Origin of the sequence: Pseudomonas sp. NPDC078416, assembly GCF_050268485.1 — a bacterium.
GTDB lineage: Bacteria > Pseudomonadota > Gammaproteobacteria > Pseudomonadales > Pseudomonadaceae > Aquipseudomonas.
In genome coordinates, this window is sequence record NZ_JBNNGV010000006.1 from 161516 (window position 1) to 184068 (window position 22553).

Below are 22553 nucleotides of genomic sequence, written 5' to 3' on the forward strand. Positions count from 1 at the left end.
GTTTGATGAAAGTGTTCGGATGGGTACATTTCGGCAGGACAAGAACGTGTAGGAGCGTGGCTTGTCCCGCGATCTGGCGAGCAGCGGCAGCAAACCGGTGGATGCGGTGTATCGAACACACAGGGTCTATTGATTCACGACTGCTGCGCAGCCGATCGCGGGACAAGCCACGCTCCTACCGGGTTATCACGTGTCGTCGCGCGTTCAGGATTACCGGCAGGCCCGCAGTTTCAGGAGGCAAACAGAAACCCTTCGACATCCATCCCCGCATCACGCATCTGCGCCAGCTTGTAGCGCAACGTACGCGGGCTGATACCGAGGCGTTCGGCGGCCTCCTTGCGACGGCCGCGTTCGGCGCGAAGGGTGTCGATGATCATCTGGAACTCGCGGCGACGCAGGTCTTCCCCCAGGGCGCCGGCCCCTTCCCCGCTGCTCGTGTCGGGCGACGCGTCCATGGCACCGCTTGCGACTGCCGACACTTGAGGCGTCGGCGCGACGGCGAATGTCACCGGCCCGGCCAGACAGAAGTCCTCGGCCTGGATCACGCCGCCCTGCTGCAGAATCAGCGCCCGCTGCACCGCGTTGTCCAGCTCGCGGACGTTGCCCGGCCAGGCGTAGCTGATCAGGCACTGCTGCGCTTCGGCCGACAGCCGCACCGGGGCATGCTTCATTTTATTGACGTGCTTGGCCAGCAGACGCTCGGCCAGCGGCAAAATGTCGGCGGGACGCTGGCGCAAGGATTGCCACGCGAGCGGGAACACCGACAATCGATAAAACAGATCTTCCCGGAAGCGCCCTGCGGCCACTTCGCCCGCCAGGTCGCGGTTGGTCGTCGCCAGTACGCGGATGTCCAGTTCGATAGGCTTGCGCGCACCGACGCGCTCCACTTCCCGCTCCTGCAGCACACGCAACAGCTTGGCCTGCAGCCCCATGGGCATTTCGGAAATCTCGTCGAGCAGAATGGTGCCGCCTTCGGCCTGCTCGAACTTGCCGGCCTGGGAAGCAATGGCGCCGGTAAACGAGCCTTTCTCGTGGCCGAACAGTGTGGCCTCAAGCATGTTGTCCGGAATGGCTGCGCAGTTGATCGCGATGAACGGCTTGCCGGCCCGGGGCGATTGCTCATGGATGAAACGCGCCAGCACTTCTTTACCCGTGCCGGACTCGCCTGAAATCAACACCGTCGAATCGCTCTTCGCGACACGACTGGCGAGGCTGAGCAACTGCACGCTGGCAGGCTCGACCGCAATCGGACCCTCGCCATCGGCCGGCCCGAGGCGGCCCAATGCATGGCGAGCCACCAACGCGACCAACGCCTTGGGCTCGAACGGTTTGACCAGATAATCGGCCGCACCCTGACGCATCGCATCCACCGCGCGGTCGACCGTGCCGTGGGCGGTCATCAACAGCACCGGCAATTGCGGGTAGCGGCTGCGCAACTGGCCGAGCAATTGGTGACCGTCCATGCCGGGCATATTGACGTCGCTGACCACCAGGCTGAACGCTGAATCGGCAGCGGCAATCAACGCCTCTTCCGCCGACCCGACCGCCTGATAGGCATGGCCGGCCAGCGCCAGGGTTTCCCCCAGCGCTTCACGCAAAGAAGGATCATCCTCGACCAGCAACACCTTGATGGTCATGAGCGCTCACCTGCCGTTATGGCCAACGCGTCAGGGCCAGTCCCGGCGCCAGGAATCAGGGGCAACGAGACGATGGCGCAGGTGCCACGGCCCGGGCGCGAGCGGAATTCAACATGGCCCTGATGCGCTCGCGCCACGGCGGTGACAACGGCCAGACCAAGGCCGGTGCCGGTGGTTTTGGTGGTGAAGAAGGGCTCGCCGATGCGGGCCAGCGCCGCAGGCTCAATGCCGCTGCCACTGTCGCTAATACAGAGGCGCAATGTGGTGCCGCGGTTGTACGCATGGATCTTGATGCGGCGCCGCCCGTCACTCTGGCCGGCACTGGCCTGGACCGCGTTTTCAATGAGATTGAGCAGCGCGCCGACCAGCGTATCGCGGTTGCACAGCAATTCACCCGTCGGGCTGTCGCACTGCCAGCGCACCGCCACGTCGCGGACATGGGTCTGGGCGGCGGATTCGACGGCGGCGACCAGCGCGGCCGGCGTCACCCGGTCAGTCAGGGGCAGCTCGCCACGGGCAAACACGAGCATGTCGCGCACCTGATGCTCGAGCTCGTGCAGACGCTCCTTGAGCCGGCCGGCGAAGCGCTGCTGGGTCTCGACGTTCAACGCCTGTTCGGCCAGATGGCTGGCGTAAATCATGGCGGCGGAGAGCGGCGTGCGTATCTGATGGGCAAGCGAGGCGACCATCCGGCCCAGGGACGACAAGCGCTCATGGCGCGCCAGCTGACTTTGCAGATGACGGGTTTCGGTCAGGTCGTTGAGCAGCACCAGTTGACCTGGCTCGGCGTCCAGGGAACGGGTGGCAATGGACAACCGGCGGCCGTCCTTCAGGGAGATTTCATGGCCATCATCCTCACGCGGCGCAAAGCAGCGGGCGATGACGTTGCGCCAGAGCATGCCGATCAACGGCTCGCCCAGTAGATCGAGCGCCGCGGGATTGGCCTCGCGAACCATGCCGGTGCCATCGATCACGATGACGCCGCCGGGCAGCAGATCGAGCAGATGCTGCAAGCGGTTGGCCAGACGCTCCTTCTCCGCCAGCTCCTGCATGCGCTGGGCGCTGACCACGGCCAGTTCGCCCTTGAGCTCGGTAACCCGTGCTTCCAGAAGGCCGTAGGAATCGGTCAGTTGAGTCGACATCTGGCTGAACAGCGCAAAGGCCTGTTCAAGCCCTTGCCTGCTCGCCACTTCCGGGGACTGCTGCACTAACGAACCAATGGCTAAACCGGGTTCGGAAGACATCTGAGCGGCCTGGGGCATAGTTGATCTCTCGGGTAGCGAACCGTCAGTAAACGGTATGTTCCCAGAGACATAGCAATCCTCGTGCCGAAAAAAAACCGCTGAAAAATCAGCGGTTTATTTTTGACGCGTCAATCGACAGTCAGTCTTCGACCTGTTCGTCGCCTTCGCGGCGGCTCATGCCGTACTTGCGCATTTTCTCCACCAGCGTGGTGCGGCGGATGCGCAGACGTTCGGCGGCGCGTGCCACGATCCCGTTGGCATCGTCCAGCGCCTGCTGAATCAGGCCCTGCTCGAGACCACCCAGGTAGTCCTTCAAGTCCAGACCTTCAGGGGGCAGCAACGCGCTGTTGGCGAAGTTCGGCGTATGGCCATTGATGGCCACGCGCTCTTCGAGATCGCTGCGCAGGCTGTCGACCAGTTGCTCGTCTTCGTCGTCGACGTAGCGGAATTTCTTCGGCAGCTCGGAGACGCCGATGACACCGTACGGGTGCATGATCGCCATGCGCTCGACGAGGTTGGCGAGTTCGCGAACGTTGCCCGGCCAGCCGTGGCGGCACAGGGACATGATGGCAGCGGAGTTGAAGCGGATCGAACCGCGCTTCTCGTGTTCCATGCGCGAGATCAGCTCGTTCATCAGCAGCGGAATGTCTTCCACACGCTCACGCAACGGTGCCATCTCGATCGGGAACACGTTCAGGCGGTAGTAGAGATCCTCGCGGAAACTGCCGATCACGATCATGTCTTCAAGATTTTTATGGGTCGCGGCAATGATGCGCACGTCGACACTCTGGGTCTTGTTGCTGCCCACACGCTCAAAGGTGCGCTCCTGCAGCACGCGCAGCAGCTTGACCTGCATCGGCAGCGGCATGTCGCCGATCTCATCGAGAAACAGCGTGCCGCCGTTGGCCAGTTCGAAGCGCCCTGCCCGGCTGGTGATGGCGCCGGTGAAGGCGCCTTTCTCGTGGCCGAACAGTTCGCTTTCAAGCAGCTCGGCCGGAATCGCGCCGCAGTTGACCGGCACGAATGGCGCATCGCGGCGCTTGGAATGGTAATGCAGGTTACGTGCGACAACTTCCTTGCCGGTCCCGGATTCACCGAGGATCAGCACGCTGGCGTCGGTGTCGGCGACTTGCTGCATCATCTGGCGCACGTGCTGAATCGCACGGCTGGTGCCGACGAGGCTGCGGAAAAGATTGGGTTCGCGCTGACGCCCGCGTTCACGGGCCTGGTCGTACATCTCGCGATAGACCTGGGCACGGTGCAGGGAGTCCAGCAGTTTGCTGTAGCTGGGCGGCATCTCGACGGTGGAGAGCACCCGGCGGCGCAGATCGTCCGCCAGTTCGGCCGAGGAGTTCTCGCCCATCAGCAGGACCGGAAGGAACTCGTCCCACGCGGCCACGGTTTTGAGCAGGCCCTGAAGGCTGCCCGGGGCGTTCACGCTGCCGACCAGCACGCAGAGCACTTCTCGGGTAGAGGTCAACGAACCCACGACTTGCTGCCAGTCTGTGCTGGAGCAGGACAGGTTCTCATCACCCAGAAAGTTCAGGATCACCGCCATGTCGCGGCGGCGCTGGCTATCGTCATCGATCAGCAGGATTTTGATTTCACGCCACATGCAATAGCAACTTCCCTAGTCAACTCGATGCCCGGTCACGGGCAAGCTTGGCTTTCGTTTCGTCCGTTGAGACGTGTCAATCACCGAAATTAGTGAACTTCACTAGTTAAGTCAAAAAACCGTACACAGTCAATTTTATGGCGTACATATTTTGGCTATGGACCAAGTGTCAACCGAACAGATGGTAAACCTTTGCCGCGCTTTTCGCTCGCTGGATCTGCGACATTTCGTCGACGATCGCTTGACGTTCGCCCACAGCGACGTCAATAAGCTTGCGATAGACGCCTAGCAGCTCTTCCAGATTGTTGCGCAACTCAGGCTCATCGTTGCTCGCCTGGCTGATCACTTCATCGACGCAGGCCCGGCAGGCCATATCGAGCTGGCCGATCGCCTCCCAGTCCCGCTGCTCGAGGGCATCTACCAAGGCTTCACGGGTTTCTTCGATTCGCTTGAGTGCAACGCTCATGGGTTTCTCCTTCAGAGCACGGGCTGTTGATCGCCGATCGCATCCCAGCCTTCCTTGACCGTGATCAGCAGGCCGCTGACCTCATCGAGGATCCTGGGATCGGATTTGATGTTCGCTTCTGCGAGACGCTTCATCAGGTACACGTAAAGGTTGTCGACATGGGCCAGGGCTTCAGCCTGTTTTTCCATGTCCAGACCTTCGCGCAGGCCACCGATGATTTCAATCGCCTTGCCAATCAACAGGCCTTTGGCGGGAACGTCCTTACGCTCGATGGCACCCTTGGCCTGGGCGATACGGTCCAGACCGGCTTCCATCAGCATCTGTACCAGACGGTGCGGCGTGGCCACGGCGGTCTGGGCGTGTGAGTTGACCTTCTGATACTGCCGAAGGGCTGCCATACGGTTCATTGTCTTACCTCGCGCAACGAAGTTTCTATAGTGAGGGTATCGACACGGCCAGGAAAAACTTTAAGGCCAGATGCCAAAAACCCGGCACTGAAGGCCGGGTCTTGATCAACTCGTCAACGGTCAGCCACTCTTCTGGGCATTGAGCGAGTCGAAGAACGAGGTGATGCTGGTGGAAGAGGCTTTCAGCTGCCCCACCAGCAAGTCCATCGCGTTGTACTTGGCGGTCAACGTGGCGGTCAACGTCGTCACCCGCAGGTCGAGGGCGGTCTGTTGGTTCGTCAGATCGGTCTGCTGCTTGTTGAGGCTGGTGGTGCGCGTATCGAAAATGCCGCCGGTCTGGGTGTAAGGCGTGATGGCAGCCTTCATCCGTGACAGCAATCCGTTGGTGCTGTCCGTGCCGCTGAACAGTTGCTGCACGTCGCCCGCCAGACCCTGGTCCATCGCCTTGGTAAACTTCGTCGCATCAAGACTGAGCGTACCGTCGGATTGACCGGTGGTGATGCCCAACTGCGAGAGCACGGAAAGGCCACCTGGGGCACCGGTCGTCACCAACTGGTCGCGGATGGCCGAGAGGATCGAGCGAGGCATCGCATCGCCGGTAAGCGCCGCAGCCGTCACGGTTGCGCCGGTGGTTTTGTCCGGGGTGTCGCTTACCGTCGCCTTGGTGACGCTGGACACGGCTTTGACGACGGTGTTGTAAGCATCGACGAAGGTTTGCAGCGAGGCTTTCAGGCCATCGTTGTTCCCCGACACCGTCACGGTCGAAGCACCCAACCCCCCCACCAATGTCATGGAAACGCCGCCGAGGCTCTTGTCGATGGTGTTGCTGGCACTGGTGATGCTCAGGCCGTTGACGGTCAGACTGGCATCGACCGCTTGCGCGCCGATATAGCCGGCGCTGGTAGTGCTTTTCGGGTCAAGCGCAGCGCCGGCAACAATGTTGAATTCACTGGACGTCGTGCTCGACGCCGTAATATCCGTGCCTTTACCCGTCACCGTAGAGCTGAACACCAGGCGTGAGCCATTGTCATCGGTGATGATGTTGGCGCTGATCTTCGAGGTCGCGCTTTGTGCGTTGATCTGCTTGGCCACCGACGCCAGCGTAGCGCCGGTCGGAATGGTGATCTTGGTGTCAATGCCATTTTGAGTGAGGGTCAAATCGCCACTCGGAATAGCACTGGCGGACCCGCCGGAGAACGAAGCACTCGCAACACTCGAGCTGGTGGCGAGGTTTTTGACGTCAATGCTGTACGTACCGGGCACGGCCGAGTTATCGGACGTTACGGTCAGCTTGGTCGCGTCGGAGGCTTTAGCCGCATAGCCGGCAAACGCAGGCGTGTCGGTTTTGCCAAGGTTGGTCAGGGCGGTCTGAAAGGCAGTCATCGCGCTTTGCAGCGTGCCGATGCCGGAAATCTTGGTGGTGACCAGTTTGGTCTGAGTGGTGATCTGGGTCTGCTTGGCCGACTTGTCGGAGTTGACCAGCGCGGTAACGATGTCACCGATTGCCAGGCCCGAGCCGAGGCCGGTTGCAGGTGTAATAGGACTAGCCATGTGAGTCTCCTTTCAGTTGTAGTCGGCATTTTGACGAGCACGCCACACCCAAGTGCCGCGTTCACGCTTCATGCCATTTAAACTTTTGCGTCGAACAACAGGCTGTTGGCGTTCTTCAGACTGTCGGCAAGCTTCAACGCTTCAGCAGACGGCAATTGCCGCACCACTTCACCTGTATCGGCGGCGATCACTTTCACCACCACTTTCCCCGACTTGTCGTCGATGGAAAACTCCAGGTTACGATGAACCGGCTGAAAGAACTTTTCCATTAGCTTGACGGCCGCTTCCAGCTCTTCTGGCTTCCTGTCTGGGTCTGAGTCTTTACTTGTCGATGAGTCTGACGCCGATGAAGCCGCCGGAGCAGGAACGACTTGAGGCGCCACGGCCGGCTTGTCAGCAACCACAGGCACCGCGGGCAACGACTGGATCATTGGATAAGACAGATTCATCCTGTTACTTATGTCCATGCACACTCACCTCTTGAAAGTAAAAAGCGGGAGAGCACGCAAGCATACTCCCCCGCCAAAACTCTAGCCGTTATTACTGAAGCAGTTTCAGAACAGCGGATGGCAGCTGGTTAGCCTGGGCCAGAACAGAGGTAGAAGCTGATTGCAGAGTCTGTTGTTTGGTCAGGTTAGCGGTTTCAGCGGCGAAGTCGGTGTCTTGAATACGACCCAGTGCAGCAGTGGCGTTTTCGTTGACGTTTTGCAGGTTGGAAATGGTGCTGGTCAGACGGTTTTGCGAAGCACCCAGGCTCGAACGGGTGCTGTTGATCGTTGCCAGAGCCGCGTCGATTGCCGAGATAGCGGCGTCAACGTTGGTGTGGGCAGAGGTGTTGTCGCTGCCGCTGATCGAGCTGCTACCGCTCGAAACGCCCAGAGCCGATGCAGTGAAGCTGCCGGTCAGGACCAGGTCGATGTGGTTCGAAGTACCAGTGTTGGAACCGACTTGCAGAGTCACGGTGCTAGCGGAACCGTCCAGCAGGTTCTTGCCGTTCAGGTTAGTGGACTGAGCGATACGGGTCAGTTCGTCAGACATCTGGCCGTATTCGGCGTTCAGCGAGTTACGGTCAGCAGTACCGTTGGTGTCGTTTCGGGACTGAACAGCCAGTTCACGCATACGCTGCAGAATGTTGGTCGATTCTTGCAGAGCGCCTTCAGCGGTCTGGGCGATCGAGATGCCGTCGTTGGCGTTCTTGATGGCAACGGTCTGGCCGCGGATTTGCGAAGTTTCGCGAGTTGCGATCTGCAGGCCGGCTGCGTCGTCTTTAGCGCTGTTGATTTTCAGACCGGAAGACAGACGAGTCATCGAAGTCGACAGTGCATCGGAAGCTTTGGACAGGTTCTTCTGAACAGCCAGGGAAGCTACGTTGGTGTTTACGCCTAAAGCCATGATGAATTCCTCGTGAGTTGTGTGCTGCGGCTATCCGGCCCTGGCAAGCGCCGGGTGTGGCCTAGAGAACCTACGTAATGTTTATCGTCGCGGTTGCCAGGAGCTTGAGGGCTTTTTCAAATTTATTTGCCACCAGAGCGCCACCCCCGCAGTTTGTTGTCCGGGGATACACAGCGTTTCGGCGCAACCCCTGGAAGCTTTAACCTGACCCGGCGATTTGTTAACCAGTTCTCATAAAGACGGGCGCACCCTGCGGCGCGCCCGGGTTTTGGTTGGCCTCATCTATAGAGGCGTGTGGGTTATTGCAGCAGCTTGAGGACGGCTGCCGGGAGTTGGTTGGCCTGGGCCAGGACTGCCGTGGAAGCTTGCTGGAGGGTTTGTTGTTTGGTCATTTCCGCAGTCTCCGCCGCGAAATCAACGTCCTCTATCTGGCCTCGGGACGCGGTGGCGTTCTTGGTCATGTTCTGGAGGTTTTCGATCGCGCTCATCATGCGGTTCTGATTGGCGCCCAGATCGGCGCGGGCGGAGTTGATCTTGCCGATCGCGGCGTCAATGGCCTTTATGGTGTACTCGATGTTCTCGGTACGAGCGGGTTTGTTGAGCGCCTCATCTGCTGACTTCGCATCGCCAAGGATTTTCTCAGCGTCAGTCACCGCCTTTTTGGCGGCATTAAGCGTGTCGACATCGGCTTGCACAGGCGTCTGAATCCCTGCAAACGTCGCCTCGGCTGCAATGAGCCCCGTCTTCGCTGTCTCAATGTCGGCCGCCATCTGCGCCGTGACAGTATTGACTATGTTTCTCGACCCGCTGCCGTCAATTGAGAGCGGCGTGTAATCACCTTTGACGATCGCCGCCGACCCCGAGTGTGTGGCAGTTGCAGCAACAGCCGCCCGATCTTCAGTTGCAACAAAGATTGATTCGGATGAAAAATCATCACTGAGAGTAAGACTGATCTTCTCAGTCGCGCCCACATTCGCACCAATCTGGAAACTCAGTTCCCCCGCACTTCCATCCAGCAAATTCAACTCAGCGCCGAACGTTGTACCTTTGGCGGTCCTGGACACTTCGGCCGTCAGCTTCAGGAACTCGGCATTTAAAGCATCCCTTTCTTTCGGCCCTTTATCACCGTTGGCAGCTTGCACCGCGAGGTCGCGCATCCGCTGCAAGTTACTCAAGGACTGATCCAGCGCGCCTTCAGCCGTTTGAATAATGGATATAGCCGCCCCGGCATTACGGGTGGCGACTGTCATGCCACGAATCTGGGTGGTGAGTCGAGTGGCAAGTTGCAACCCAGCGGCATCGTCCTTGGCGGTATTGATCCGCAGCCCGGAAGACAAACGTGTCATGGCGGTACTCAGCGAATCGGAAGACCGGTTCAAGTTCCGCTGAACAGACAGTGACGCAATATTGGTATTTACGGTTAAAGCCATTTTTAATTCCTCGTTGATAGAAACGGAGGGTTCTCTCACTTCGGGGAAGTCCATTTCTCCCGGAGAACCTACAGTCCCGGTATCGACGATCTGCACATTGGCTTTAACAACAAACATGGCGCACAGGCCGAGCCATCACGACAGTTGAAGGGTAATAAAATCGCTAAGTCCTTAAACAGACTGGATATTAAAAAAACATAAAAAAACGGCCCCTGCGGGCCGCTCAATTCAGATCAAACTGAAACTAATGTAGGAGTTTTCTCTAACTTCCCGAGAATGGGAAAGTGTCAGACTTCAACAAACTCGACTTCAAGCCAATCCGCCAACCCCAACCAGTCCTGCCGCTCCTGGCACGCCAGAATCGCACTCAACACCCTCCCCCATTCAGCCTGACTCTGGGCAGAAACCCCATCCATCAGCGGCAGCGAGCGGTCGATCAACTCGACCATTTTCAAGGCCCCTTCGATATCCCGGCCCAGGCGAAACAGCTTCGCGCATTCGCGGGCTTCTTCTACAACGTGTTCAGGCAGGGTCATGGCGCGGTCCAGTCCAGGTCGAATTCGGCGCCGGCAATCAAAGCACCGTCACGGCTGGTGTTGAGGAACGTGACCTCGGGGTGGCGGGCGATGAAGCGTTCGAGTTCGATGAGGTAGCTGCGGAAATTGAGCTGCGTTTTGACCTTGTTGCCACGGCCGTCGCGCACCCAATGTTTGGCGATGTTCAGGGCAGGCCCCAGGTCGCCGTCCTGCCAGCCGGTGTGGGTCTTGCCGCCGGGGAAGGCGAAGTCGGCACCGAACAGGGTAATTCGTGCGGCGCCCATTCTGACGGCGAGATCGACGGCGGGATGAATGACGCTACCGCCCACATGCAAGGTGGCCTTGGGAATCTGCTCGCGCAGCCGGGCATACAGCGGGCTGGTGGAATAGCCGACGTAGCGCGGGCCTTGCCATGCCTCCAGCATGCCGGCGTCCTGGCCCGGCACATAGACCAGCGCGATGTGGGCCGAATCCTCGGCGGGGAGATGCCGTGGGGTGATGCGGTGGTCGATGCTCACCACCACGTCCGGCCTGATGCCCTGGTTGCGCAGCGGCACGTAGGCCGTGTCGACACAGATGATCAGCGGCCGGTTGGCGCTGTTAGACGTGCTTAAGAGGCGCGGCAAATGCTGTTGCAGACTGGGCCCCGTGGCGATCACGAACACGTCGCACCCGGATTGAGTGTCAAACAACTCGGCGACATCGGTGTCCTGTTGCAGCAGCGCCCTGCCCTGTTCCAGCAGGCGCGCGTTGTCGGGCGTGTCGCCGGCGAAGGCCTGATTGTTGAACTCGACATGGACTTCGCTGACCAGCCGATCGCGGATCCGTGCGTTGCTGTCGTCGGCCAGCACCAGTTCGGCCGGCAGCGCGAAGAATGGCAGCAGGATTTCACTGCGAGCATCGGCATAGGCGAGGTTCACGCGGGTGTCGGACAGCCAGTCATCCTGTTCCAGCAGTTGCAGCACCAGGGCGAACAACGCGCCGTTGAGGATGTGGACGTGCAGCGTGTGCAGGGAAGCTTCGGCCAGTAGTACCCGCTGCAGATCGCCGAGGGCGGTGCCGTAAAGGTGTACGACGGGGCTGTTCGCGGACAGGCTTTGCGCCTGGGTGTTCGCTTCGGCGAGGCGATCATGGCGGCTGGTGAGCTGGATGCCGCCAATGCTGAGGGTCGATTGTCGGCCTTCGATCAGCTGCGCGGGAATGGATTCGACGTTTTCGGCGCGCAACCGCCGGGCCACGTCGGGCCAGCGCTGTTCGATCACGGCGAGGTTGCGCTGGAAAGACTCGCTCATTACGACAGTCCTTGTTCCCTGAGAGGTGCAGACAGCAAAACGGCGACCTGAGAAATCAGCGTCGCCGTTGTGCAGGCTGGGGTCAGCCCGGTGACGCGATGTCAGGGACGATAAAGGATCGCCGAGCCCCACGACAAGCCCACGCCGAAACCGCTGACCGCGATGCGTTTCCAGGTGGCGTTCATGACGTGTTTTTCCAGCAGCAGCGGGATGCTGGAAGACACCGTGTTGCCGGTCTCGAGCATGTCCTTGACGAATTTCTCCGGCGACTTGCCGTCCTCGAACCGACGGGCCACCGCATCGACGATGGCCGCGCTGCCCTGGTGGATGCAGAACGCGTCGACGTCGGAGGATTGCAGGCCGGAGTCTTCGAGCAATTCGTTGAGGTGCGCAGGCACTTTGACCAGCGCGAAGTTGAAGACCTGACGCCCATTCATGTAGAACGCGCCGTCGGTGGTCTTGAGGAACTCTGCCCCCGAGCCGTCGGTGCCGAATTTGGATTTGCCCAGCTGCCATGGGGCGTCGTCGCTCATCCAGGTCGCCGTGGCGGCGTCGCCGAAGAGCATGGTGGTGTTGCGGTCTTCCGGGTCGACGATCTTCGAATACGGGTCGGCGGTGACCAGCAGGCCGTTTTTCAGGCCGGTCGCTTCCATGAAGCCTTTCAGCGCATAGATGCCGTAGACGTAGCCCGAGCAGCCGAGGGAAATGTCGAACGCGGCGATGTGGGTCGGCAGGCCGAGCTTGTGTTGGACGATGGCGGCCGTGTGCGGCAGGCCTTCCTCATCGCCGTTCTGGGTGACGACGATCAGTGCATCGATGGCGTCCCGTGACAGCCCGGGGTTGTTGGCGAACAGCTGGTTGACCGCTTCGACGCACAGGTCCGAGGTTTCCTGGCTGTCGTCTTTGCGCGGCAGAAAAGCAGAACCGATCTTGCCAAGGATGAAGTCTTCATCCTTTCCGAATTTGGCACCCTGGGCGTAATTGTCGACGCCGGCTGTGGGCACATAACTCGCTATGCTCTTGATGCCAATCATCATGGCTTCCCAATAAAAAACTGCTGAACATCACCCGGCGCGGTTAAGCGGGGCGTTGAAAATCCGGGGCTTGCGGCCTGAAAAAGAGGCGACGTACACGCCAAAGCGACACCAGAATCGCTCTGGCATCAGCCCGACGACGTCACGGCCCGCCAACACGATACAGTGAAGATGCCCGTTATGACCCACAGGTCACCAAAAGTTTTACAAGCTTTTAGCTGACCGACAGGTGCTGCGCAACATCAGATCGCTGCTCAGACAGGTAATTGACATGAAGATGTCACCGGATTGTGGCGGGTGGTTTCAATGTCATCGGCATTGCGTCAGACGCAGATCCAGCGGTCAACGCCTGACATTTGGTGCCTCAGCGCAAATCCGGCGAACGACGGGTGACATGGGTAGGAGCGCGCGTGCCCGCGAAGACGGTGTTCCTCCCGGTGGAGATGCAGCGGATGTACCGCCTTGTTCGCGGGCAAGCGCGCTCCTACAAGGTCTTATCCGAGTCTTCAAGGAAGGTAGTGCCAATTACATCGATTCAGCGTCAGGCGCAAATCCGGCGAACAACACGTCACATTTGTAGGAGCCGGCTTGCTGGCGAACCCGTTCTATCATCCACCGCCAAGGTGACTGCCCCGACGCGTTCGCCAGCAAGCCGGCTCCTACGGACTGAACGCCAGCCATGGCACCCGGATTCGTGGGCAGCGTGGTCGACCCTGCCTAACCCACCCCATCCCAACTTAACGCCGAGCCGCGTTTCAGCGTGTGCCGGGCCTTGCGTCCCAATACGGCATCGATATGTTTGGGCGCCAGGCCCAGGCCGGGGCGGATGGCGCGGATGTTGGCTGCGCTGAAGGCTTCACCCTCGGCGATGTCCCGCACCACGTACAAGGAGCGACGGTATTGCAGCGATTTCTGTTCGGCTTCGGTGGCGCCGTATTGCACGTGGCCCATGCCTTGCCAGGCCCGCTCGGTTTCGATGACCAGGCTGGCCATTTCTGCCGGTTCCAGGGAAAAACTGGCGTCGACCCCGCCATCGGCGCGGTCGAGGGTGAAGTGTTTTTCGATGACCGTCGCCCCCATGGCCACCGCCGCCACCGATACGCCGACGCCCATGGTGTGATCAGACAAACCCACCTGGCAGCCGAACAACCCGGCCAGGTGCGGAATCGTGCGCACGTGGCTGTTGGCCGGTGTCGCCGGGTAGGTGCTGGTGCATTTCAGCAGCACCAGATCCTTGCAGCCCGCTGCCCGCGCCGCGCGCACGCTTTCGTCCAGCTCGGCGATGCTGGCCATGCCGGTGGAGATGATCATCGGTTTGCCGGTGGCCGCCACTTTGCGGATCAGCGGGATGTCGGTGTTCTCAAAGCTGGCGATCTTGTAGGCCGGCACGTCGAGGCTTTCGAGAAAGTCCACGGCGGTCTCGTCAAAAGGCGTGGAAAACGCCAGCAACCCCAGTTCTTTGGCCCGGGCGAAGATAGGCGCGTGCCATTCCCACGGCGTGTGCGCCTGTTCATACAGCGCATACAGCGAGGTCCCGGCCCACAGGCTGTTGGGGTCTTTGATAAAGAACTCACCCTCGGCGATGTCCAGGGTCATGGTGTCGGCGGTGTAGGTTTGCAGTTTGAGGGCATGGGCGCCGGCTTTGGCCGCAGCCTCAACGATGCGCAACGCTTGATCCAGCGACTGATTATGGTTGCCGCTCATCTCGGCAATGATGAACGGCGGCGCGTCGGGGCCGATGGTTCGCGAACCGATCTTGAAAGGATTCATCGTTGCTCACTCGCTGCAGTGACGTCGGTCGGCACAAGGCCAAACGATAAAAATAGGAACGGGCAGCGGCTCATGCCCCCTGCCCCGTTGTTAGGGTATCGGGACTGCCTGGGTTAGCCGGGGCCGCCAAGGCATCAGCGATGCGCCGGGCACCACGACCATCCACCAACAACCTCGATTGTTCCGCGAACGACCGGCGTAACACCGCGTCACCGCACAGCTGCCCGATCGCGTCACGTAAACGCCCGGGCTCAAGCTGCACATGAGGCCCGAGATACAGATGCACGCCCGCCTCGGCCAGCAATTGCGCATTGAGCTGCTGATTGTTCGCCACCGACATACAGATCGTCGGCAACCCCAGCGCCGCGCGCTCCCAGGTGGTGCCACCGCCGGCGCCGATAAACAGATCGGCCGCCTGCATCAGCGCAAAAAAATCCCCCGTCAGCGTGTGCAACCGCCATTCAGGTCGGGACGCCGTCAGCTCGCTCATCGCCTGCCAATTCGGGTTATGCAAACCGGCGACGAAATCCACCTGCAGATCAACGAAGCCCTGAAGCGCCAGCATCGTGGCGTACACCTGGCCGGCCGCATCGAAGCCACCGAAGTTGACCAGCACCCGCTCCACCCGCGGCTTGATCGCGATGGCCTCGCACTGAAACTCGTCGCGCAGCAAGGCAAATCGCGGCCCCAGAAACGTTTGACACTCAGGCCCGACCCAGGCGGCGTAGGGTTGATCCAGCGCCTGCGCGCTGTAATTCTGGTCCAGCAGCACTTCGACCCCATGGGGCCGGTTGGCCAGATCATCGATCGCCATGACCCGATCGGCGAGGCCGCGCGCCGCCTTTTCCCAGCGCGCATCCAGCCCGTAATGATCAACGATCAGCCAGTCAAAGGGCGGCTCATCCTCAAGCTCTTCGGCCAAGGCGGACAGGTCCGCCTGCCAAGGCAACGCCGCTTCGATGTCCTGATCTTCTTCAGCGTTATAGCGTGCGGGCAGCGCATGGGCGACATAGCCCTGATCCGCCAGCCGCTGGAGCAAATGGCCCGGCAGTTCGCGGCAGGCAAAGCGCACATCGGCGCCATCGTTGCGCAGCGTGTTGGCGAGCGTCAGGCAGCGGGCGATGTGGCCGCTGCCGATGGTCACCGATGCGTCGGCGCGGATCAGCACGCGCATCACTCCAGCTCCCCACCGGCCTTTAGCGCGGCGTAGAGGTATTCCGCGCGCAGCCAGTCTTCCGGGCTGTCGATGTCCTGCACCAGATGCCGGGGCAGAATCACCGGCAGGCTGAGTTCGGAAAACACCGTGTCGCCGCGCCGCCAGGCCTCGCTGCGGCCCCAGTAGAACTGGCCGGCGTCCTGATAGGCGACGGGCAGATCCTGGGAACGCACGCTGCGAAATTCCGGGTGCATCGCGCTCAGGCTACCGTCGCTGTCGATCAGCAGCGCACGTTGCACCGGGAAGCCGAAGCTGCACACCGAGAACGCAAAAGACTTTTCCGCGGCTGCTTCGAGCGCTTCCAGGCCCTGACGCAGATAACGCGCCTGCAACAGCGGCGCGGTGGCGTAAATGCAGCAGGCGTAATCAAAGGAGCAACTGAGGGCGCCGAGGGCGTGCTGAATGACCGCCGCCGTGCCGGTGAAAGCATCGGCCAGGTCCGCCGGGCGCATGAACGGCACATCAGCACCATGGGCGCGGGCGACGTCGGCGATCTCTTCATCGTCGGTGCTGACGACAACCTGATCGAACACCCCGCTCGCCAGCGCGGCCCGAATGGAATAGGCGATCACCGGCTCGCCGTTGAACAGCTTGATGTTCTTGCGCGGGATGCGCTGGCTGCCGCCCCGTGCGGGAATGATGGCGACGGCAGTCATGCTCGTGGGCCTGTCATGGATTCGTTCGCATCAAGTGGCCGCCGGGTTGGTTTTGCAGAGCAGGCGGCGAAGCTGATCGACCACATAATCCTGCTGCGCGTCGGTCATCGCAGGGTACAGCGGCAGGCTGATGGCCTGGGCGTAATAGGCCTCGGCTTGAGGAAAATCACCCGGTTTGAAGCCCAAGTCGCGGTAATAGGGCTGCAAATGAACAGGGATGTAGTGCACGTTCACGCCGATGCCCGCCGCGCGCAGCCCTTCGAACACCTGAAGATGGCTTACTGGCAGCACGTCGGTGTGTAAGCGCACGACGTACAGGTGCCACGCCGACTCAGCCTCGGCCTGGGTTGTCGGCAAGGTCAACGGCAGGTCGGCCAGCAGCGTCTGATAGCGCGCCACCAACGCCCGCCGCCGCGCAATAAATCCGTCGAGCTTGTTCAGCTGCGAAAGCCCGAGCGCCGCCTGCATGTCGGTCATGCGGTAATTGAAGCCCAGTTCGACTTGCTGGTAATACCAGGGGCCGTGACTCGGCTCGTCCATCTGCGCCGGGTCACGGGTCATGCCGTGGCTGCGTAAACGGCGCAAGTGCTCAGCCAGTTCAGGCCGGTTGGTCAGCACCATGCCGCCTTCGCCGGTGGTCACAATCTTCACCGGATGAAAGCTGAACACCGTCATGTCGGCGAATTCGCCACACCCCACCGGGCGCCCGGCGTAGTGCGCGCCGACCGCGTGAGAAGCGTCTTCGATCACCACAAAACCGTAACGCCGGGCCAGTTCGCCGATGGCGCGCATGTCGCAGCTCTTGCCGGAAAACGCCACCGCCACCAGCACCTTGGGCAGCCTGCCGGTTGATTCGGCGGCTTCAAGTTTTCGCGCCAGCGCGTCGGTGTCGAGGTTCCAGGTCAGCGGGTCGATGTCGACAAAATCCACGTCCGCGCCGCAATAGCGCCCGCAGTTGGCCGAGGCCAGAAACGTATTCGGGCTGGTCCACAGCCAGTCGCCCTGCCCCAGTCCCGCCGCCAGACAGGCAATGTGCAGCGCCGCCGTGGCGTTGCACACCGCCACCGCGAAGCCCGCTTCACAGCGCTCGGCCATGGCAGCTTCGAAGCGTTCAAGGGTCGGGCCCTGGGTCAACCAGTCGGACTTGAGCACCTCGACGACGGCATCGATATCGGCCTGATCAACGCTCTGCCTGCCGTACGGAATCATGGCTGAACGTCAGCGTGCAGCTCGCCGATCTGGCGGATCGACAGGAAGTCCGGGTTGGTGTCGGAGCGGTATTCGAACTCGTCGTGAACCGCCTTGCCCTGCGCGCCAGTGGCGTCAACGGCAAAGTCGGTGTCGACGTTATTGAAGCGGATCGACGGCACGATGGTGTAGTGGTCGTCGAACTCCAAAGTCATCCGGGCGTCGTCCTGGGGCACCATCAGTTCGTGGAGTTTCTCGCCGGGACGAATGCCGACGATCTTGTGCGGCAGGTCCGGGGCCATGGCCTGAGCCAGATCAACGATGCGCACCGACGGAATCTTCGGCACGAACACTTCGCCGCCGTGCATGCGCTCAAAGCTCTGCATGACGAAATCCACGCCGTGATCGAGGGTGATCCAGAACCGCGTCATGCGCGGGTCGGTGATCGGCAATTCAACCGCACCGCCAGCCAGCAGCTTGTTGAAGAACGGCACGATCGAGCCCCGGGAGCCGGCCACGTTGCCGTAACGCACTACGGAAAACCGCGTCTGCTCGTCACCAACGATGTTGTTGGCGGCGACGAAGAGTTTGTCCGACAGCAGCTTGGTGGCGCCGTACAGGTTGATCGGGCTGGCGGCCTTGTCGGTCGACAGCGCCACGACCTTCTTCACGCCGTTGGCGATGGCCGCCGAGATGATGTTTTCTGCACCATTGACGTTGGTGCGGATGAACTCGGTCGGGTTGTATTCCGCTGCCGGCACATGCTTGAGCGCCGCCGCGTGGACCACGTAATCGATGCCGCGCATGCCCTGCTGCAAGCGATCGGCATCGCGCACGTCACCGAGGAAATAGCGCATGCACGGCGCGTTGAATTCCTGCTGCATTTCGTACTGCTTGAGTTCATCGCGGGAAAACACCACCACGCGCCGGGGCTGATAACGCGCCAGCAGCGTGCGGATGAACATGCGACCGAACGAGCCGGTCGCGCCAGAGATGAACACTGATTTGCCGTTGAACATGACGTAGTCCTTTAACCCGGAGGCCTTAAGCGAGCAGCTCGGCCCAACTGGAACCGTCGGCCTGAGCGAGGGTGAAGCCCTTGCCGGTCAGTTGCAGATTCTTGTTGTACGCCAGGTCGTGGGCAAACGCCCCGGACCATTTGTCTTGCAGCGCGGCCAGCGTGTGTGGCGCGTCGGGCAACGAACCCGGATGCACGAGCTGCACATGGGGGGTCCACACCGTCAGGTACCCGGCCTGGGCCACTTTCAGGCACAGGTCCACGTCGGCGAAGGCGTCGGCGAAATGCTCTTGGTCCAGGCCGGCGACGGCGTCGAACAGCTCCGTACGCACCATCAGGCAGGCGTCGGACACCGCCGAGTAATTCTGGTCGAGCAACAGCCGGTTCATGTAGCCCGGGGCGTCTTTTGCCTCGCCGACGAAGGCTGAACCCACACCGCCGTTCATGCCGAGAATCAACCCCGCCTGACTGACCGTGCCGTTGCGTTCAATCAACTTGGCGCCAACCACGCCGACTTCCGGGCGCATCGCCTGATTGAGCAAGGCGTCGATCCAGTTCGGGCTGATGACTTCGCCATGGGCCGAGAGCAGCGCCAGGTATTCGCCGGTGGCCTGCTCGCGCAGCGCGTTGATCAGCGCGGACTGACTCAGCGGTTGATCCATGGCAATCACACGCACGCGACCTTTGTGCTGGCGGCCCAGCCATACGCTGAGTTCTGCCGACACGCTGTGGTCGTCCGCGATCAGCACTTCGTAGTTCGCGTAGCGCGTGCGCAGCAGGACACTCGCCAGGCAACGCTGCAGCACCGGCAGGTCGTCAACACCGTGGACGAGGATCGACACCAGTGGGCGCTGGATGTGGCGGTAGTCGATGCGCCAGGCGCCGGGTGCCGCCGGACTGATCTGGGCCTTGAAACCGCGATTGTTCAGGTGCCGGGTCAGGGCCAGACGTTGCTGGGCGTTCTCTTCCAGCGGTTGCGCGTCGGTAATCAGCAGCGGCTCGTCCAGATGGGCCAGCCAGCCCATGCCGCCCTGCTCGATGATGCGCAGCAGCAGTTCGAATTCGGCGGCCTGGGCGAAGTCGGCGGAGTAACCGCCGGCCTCGACCAGCACGTCGCGGCGGACCAGCCAGTGGCGGGACATCGGCGTCGGGTTGCTCAGCAGCAGGTCGAGGTTGAAGCCCGGGCGCATGACATGGGTCAGCGCACCGCTGGCCTCACGCTGGACTTCATCGGCGAACACCGCGCGGCAGTCAGGTGCGGCCTGCAGTTCCAGGGAGGCGCGCAACAGGCCGCCAGCGGTGAACGCATCACCGACTTCAGCCAGCATCAACCAGTTGCAGGTCGACTGGCGGGCGATCTGATTGACCTTGTCGACCCAGTTGCTCTTGCTGACCTTGACGAAATGCAGGGTGTTTTGCGCGCTCGTCGCCGCCGGTGGCTCGCCACTGGTGAACACCACCACCTTGAAAGTCTTGCAGTGGCCTTCGACCAGGCTGTCCAGGGTGACCTGCAGTTTGTTCATGTCATCGTCGAGGTCCAGCAACAGAATGCCGAACTGCGGTCCGCCGCCGAGGCTGTCGATGCGGCTTAGGATGGCCTGTGCGTCACCCGGGCTCGGCTGGCGTGCGTCCAGCCACTGCAACAACTGGCCCGACGGCATGTCGGCCAGGGTCACGCGATGGTCTTCGCGATGGACCGAATTCAGGCGCTGCAACCAGCGCGACATTTCCAGCGCCTCTTCAGGGTCACCCTGGCGCGCCATAAGGCCGGCGAGCGGCTCGACGATGTGCGGGTTGAAGATGTTCAGGGCCATCGCTTCCCACATCCGGTTGGCGATGGTTTCGGGATTGTCGTTGCCGTGGGTGCGCAGCAGCAGTTCTTGCTGAACCCAGGTGCCTTCGAGCTGTTGCATTTGCAGTTTGCCGGCCGGCAGCGCGTGGATCAGAAACTCGATGTCGGTCAGCACGTCGAAAAAGGCCTGGTTGTAAAACGGCATTTCAACGAACTGACGAGGACCGAACTGGCGGTCCGCCGGTTTGAACACGTCGTTCCAGCGCGACAGCACGATGCTGGTCAGGCCCAGGGAACGCTGTTCTTCGAGACAAGCCTGCAGGTGGGCATAGGCCTTTTTGACGTGCTCGGTGCCGTCGGCTGTATTCATCTCGCCGTGGGCCGTGGTCAGATCTGCCAGAAAACCGGCGAATTCATGGCGTTCGAGCACTGCTGACGGATCGCTGTCACTCAGCTTTTTCAGCATATGAGTCGGGCGGTCGGAGAGCCGGTGGTGAAGTTCGCGGACCACGTAGGGGATCGGCAGGGTACGCGCCTTGGCGGCCGAGAGCAGGAAGTACGCGTGACCGAACTCTTGCAGTTCGCCGCTGATGCCCTGGGGCAATGCGCCGAACCACTGTTGCAGCAACGCCGTGCGGGTGACGGCGTAGAACGGCGGAATATAGTGGTCCATGAAGCTCAGGACACGCTCGCTGCTGTGGTCGGCGGCGAAATCTTCCTGGCCCTTTTTGTCGCGGCGGAAGTATTCGACCTTGTCGCCGTGGGCCTGGTACATCAGGCAATAGCCGTGGCACAGGCCGTAGTCCGGGTGGGCGGCGAGGAATTCCACCGACTCGGCCACCGCGTCATGCATCAGAAAATCTTCGTCACCCACGAACGCCATGAACGGCGTCGCCACCTGGGTCACGCCATGGGCGATCCTGCTCTGGACCCCGGTCTCGGCGAACTGCGGCACGTGGCGGTAATCCACCTGCGGGAACAGCGCGGCGATGTCTGCGGCTGACTGCGAAGAAGCATCGAGCACCAGCACATTGGCCGACGACGAACTGTAGTACTGCAATGTCCGGCGCAGCAATGCGGGCCGATCATGGGTGAGGACCACAAGAGTCAATTGGGCATCGAGCGGCATGGTGTTTCCCGGAGATGGATGACGGTGCATTACGTTTTCCCTGTGATGCGGCCAGGCGTCAAAAAGATGATCAATGGCGATATCGGGGAGACGAAGCAGGAAGCACGCCAACTCTGGATGGCGGGACTGCGCGCCATGGGTAGGGCTGGCTTTGGCCGGGACCGCGGCATTCGTCACACCTTAAAATCGAGGGTGCACATGCGGGCCTCTTCCCGGCTGAAGCCGGTCCCACTAAAGCGGCGTGTGCAGTCAGTGAGAACGGATATGAACGCGGATGTGGGACCGGCTTGAGCCGGGAGGACGTCAGCAGGGATTCACGGCGAATATAAGGTCTGTAGGAGCCGGCTTGCTGGCGAATGCGTTGGACCAGCCACAGCAGCAGTGACTGATCAACCGGGTTCGCCAGCAAGCCGGCTCCGGATCCTGAATACAACCGTGAGCAGTGAGACGCTGCAAACCCAGTGTAGGAGCGCGCTTGCCCGCGAAGGCGTAGGCGCGGACGATCAATATGCGTCGGATGTACTGGCCTCTTCCCGGACAAGCGCTCCTACATCTATCAGCGGCGCATCATGAATGCTTGCGGCGCACGCACTCGCCTCTTCCCGGCTGAAGCCGGTCCCACTAAAGCGGCGTGTGCAGTCAGTGAGAACGGATATGAACGCGGATGTGGGACCGGCTTGAGCCGGGAAGCGGTCAGCAGGGATTCACGGCGAATATAAGGTCTGTAGGAGCCGGCTTGCTGGCGAATGCGTTGGACCAGCCACAGCAGCAGTGACTGATCAACCGGGTTCGCCAGCAAGCCGGCTCCTACGGATCCTGAATACAACCGTGAGCAGTGAGACGCTGCAAACCCAGTGTAGGAGCGCGCTTGCCCGCGAAGGCGTAGGCGCGGACGATCAATATGCGTCGGATGTACTGGCCTCTTCCCGGACAAGCGCTCCTACATCTATCAGCGGCGCATCATGAATGCTTGCGGCGCACGCACTCGCCTCTTCCCGGCTGAAGCCGGTCCCACTAAAGCGGCGTGTGCAGTCAGTGAGAACGGATATGAACGCGGATGTGGGACCGGCTTGAGCCGGGAAGCCGTCAGCAGGGATTCACGGCGAATATAAGGTCTGTAGGAGCCGGCTTGCTGGCGAATGCGTTGGACCAGCCACAGCAGCAGTGACTGATCAACCGG

General features: G+C 61.2%; 19 protein-coding genes. All 19 read right to left on the reverse strand.

Annotation, left to right across the window (positions count from 1 at the left end; genetic code table 11):
* Positions 1–230: 230 nt before the first annotated feature.
* On the reverse strand, positions 231–1637 hold the full coding sequence (locus ACQKEN_RS09395) for a sigma-54-dependent transcriptional regulator (RefSeq protein WP_427685228.1): 1407 nt from the start codon (positions 1635–1637) through the stop codon (positions 231–233).
* On the reverse strand, positions 1634–2881 hold the full coding sequence (locus tag ACQKEN_RS09400; protein ID WP_427685229.1) for a sensor histidine kinase: 1248 nt from the start codon (positions 2879–2881) through the stop codon (positions 1634–1636). The genes ACQKEN_RS09395 and ACQKEN_RS09400 overlap by 4 nt, the downstream gene beginning before the upstream one ends.
* A gap of 139 nt (positions 2882–3020) precedes the next feature.
* Positions 3021–4496 (reverse strand): sigma-54 dependent transcriptional regulator, encoded by a 1476-nt coding sequence (locus tag ACQKEN_RS09405; RefSeq protein WP_427685230.1) that lies wholly within the window; start codon positions 4494–4496, stop codon positions 3021–3023.
* Positions 4497–4665: 169 nt separating this feature from the next.
* Positions 4666–4962 carry a flagellar protein FliT gene (gene fliT / locus ACQKEN_RS09410; RefSeq protein ID WP_122534872.1) on the reverse strand — a complete coding sequence of 99 codons (297 nt, stop codon included), beginning with the start codon at positions 4960–4962 and terminating at the stop codon, positions 4666–4668.
* A gap of 11 nt (positions 4963–4973) precedes the next feature.
* On the reverse strand, positions 4974–5369 hold the full coding sequence (fliS, locus tag ACQKEN_RS09415; RefSeq protein ID WP_427685231.1) for a flagellar export chaperone FliS: 396 nt from the start codon (positions 5367–5369) through the stop codon (positions 4974–4976).
* A 120-nt stretch (positions 5370–5489) separates the two neighbouring features.
* Complete coding sequence (fliD, locus tag ACQKEN_RS09420) at positions 5490–6920, reverse strand: flagellar filament capping protein FliD (protein WP_427685232.1); 1431 nt, start codon at positions 6918–6920, stop codon at positions 5490–5492.
* Between the two features lie 77 nt (positions 6921–6997).
* Positions 6998–7387, reverse strand: coding sequence for a flagellar protein FlaG (locus tag ACQKEN_RS09425; RefSeq protein WP_427685233.1), 390 nt, complete (start codon positions 7385–7387; stop codon positions 6998–7000).
* Positions 7388–7460: 73 nt separating this feature from the next.
* Positions 7461–8312 (reverse strand): flagellin domain-containing protein, encoded by an 852-nt coding sequence (locus tag ACQKEN_RS09430; RefSeq protein ID WP_282371597.1) that lies wholly within the window; start codon positions 8310–8312, stop codon positions 7461–7463.
* A 299-nt stretch (positions 8313–8611) separates the two neighbouring features.
* Positions 8612–9859 carry a flagellin gene (locus ACQKEN_RS09435; protein ID WP_427685234.1) on the reverse strand — a complete coding sequence of 416 codons (1248 nt, stop codon included), beginning with the start codon at positions 9857–9859 and terminating at the stop codon, positions 8612–8614.
* 170 nt (positions 9860–10029) lie between these two features.
* Positions 10030–10278 carry a hypothetical protein gene (locus tag ACQKEN_RS09440; protein ID WP_427685235.1) on the reverse strand — a complete coding sequence of 83 codons (249 nt, stop codon included), beginning with the start codon at positions 10276–10278 and terminating at the stop codon, positions 10030–10032.
* Positions 10275–11570 (reverse strand): motility associated factor glycosyltransferase family protein, encoded by a 1296-nt coding sequence (locus ACQKEN_RS09445; RefSeq protein ID WP_427685236.1) that lies wholly within the window; start codon positions 11568–11570, stop codon positions 10275–10277. Before ACQKEN_RS09445 ends, ACQKEN_RS09440 begins: the two co-directional genes overlap by 4 nt.
* A gap of 101 nt (positions 11571–11671) precedes the next feature.
* Positions 11672–12604: a ketoacyl-ACP synthase III gene (locus ACQKEN_RS09450; protein WP_074893014.1), complete on the reverse strand. Its 933-nt coding sequence runs from the start codon at positions 12602–12604 to the stop codon at positions 11672–11674.
* Positions 12605–13321: 717 nt separating this feature from the next.
* Positions 13322–14374 (reverse strand): pseudaminic acid synthase, encoded by a 1053-nt coding sequence (gene pseI, locus ACQKEN_RS09455; RefSeq protein ID WP_427685237.1) that lies wholly within the window; start codon positions 14372–14374, stop codon positions 13322–13324.
* A gap of 70 nt (positions 14375–14444) precedes the next feature.
* A complete protein-coding gene (gene pseG, locus ACQKEN_RS09460; RefSeq protein ID WP_427685238.1) occupies positions 14445–15548 on the reverse strand; it encodes a UDP-2,4-diacetamido-2,4,6-trideoxy-beta-L-altropyranose hydrolase in 1104 nt (367 codons plus the stop codon).
* Entirely contained in the window at positions 15548–16246 is a 699-nt protein-coding gene (gene pseF, locus ACQKEN_RS09465) for a pseudaminic acid cytidylyltransferase (protein WP_427685239.1), read from the reverse strand. Before pseF ends, pseG begins: the two co-directional genes overlap by 1 nt.
* Positions 16247–16276: 30 nt before the next feature.
* Positions 16277–17455 carry a UDP-4-amino-4,6-dideoxy-N-acetyl-beta-L-altrosamine transaminase gene (gene pseC / locus ACQKEN_RS09470; protein ID WP_427685240.1) on the reverse strand — a complete coding sequence of 393 codons (1179 nt, stop codon included), beginning with the start codon at positions 17453–17455 and terminating at the stop codon, positions 16277–16279.
* Entirely contained in the window at positions 17452–18453 is a 1002-nt protein-coding gene (gene pseB / locus ACQKEN_RS09475) for a UDP-N-acetylglucosamine 4,6-dehydratase (inverting) (protein ID WP_427685241.1), read from the reverse strand. Before pseB ends, pseC begins: the two co-directional genes overlap by 4 nt.
* Before the next feature lie 25 nt (positions 18454–18478).
* Entirely contained in the window at positions 18479–21373 is a 2895-nt protein-coding gene (locus tag ACQKEN_RS09480; protein WP_427685242.1) for a glycosyltransferase family 2 protein, read from the reverse strand.
* A 949-nt stretch (positions 21374–22322) separates the two neighbouring features.
* A partial coding sequence (locus ACQKEN_RS09485; RefSeq protein ID WP_427685243.1) for a hypothetical protein occupies positions 22323–22553 on the reverse strand: 231 nt, incomplete at its 5' end.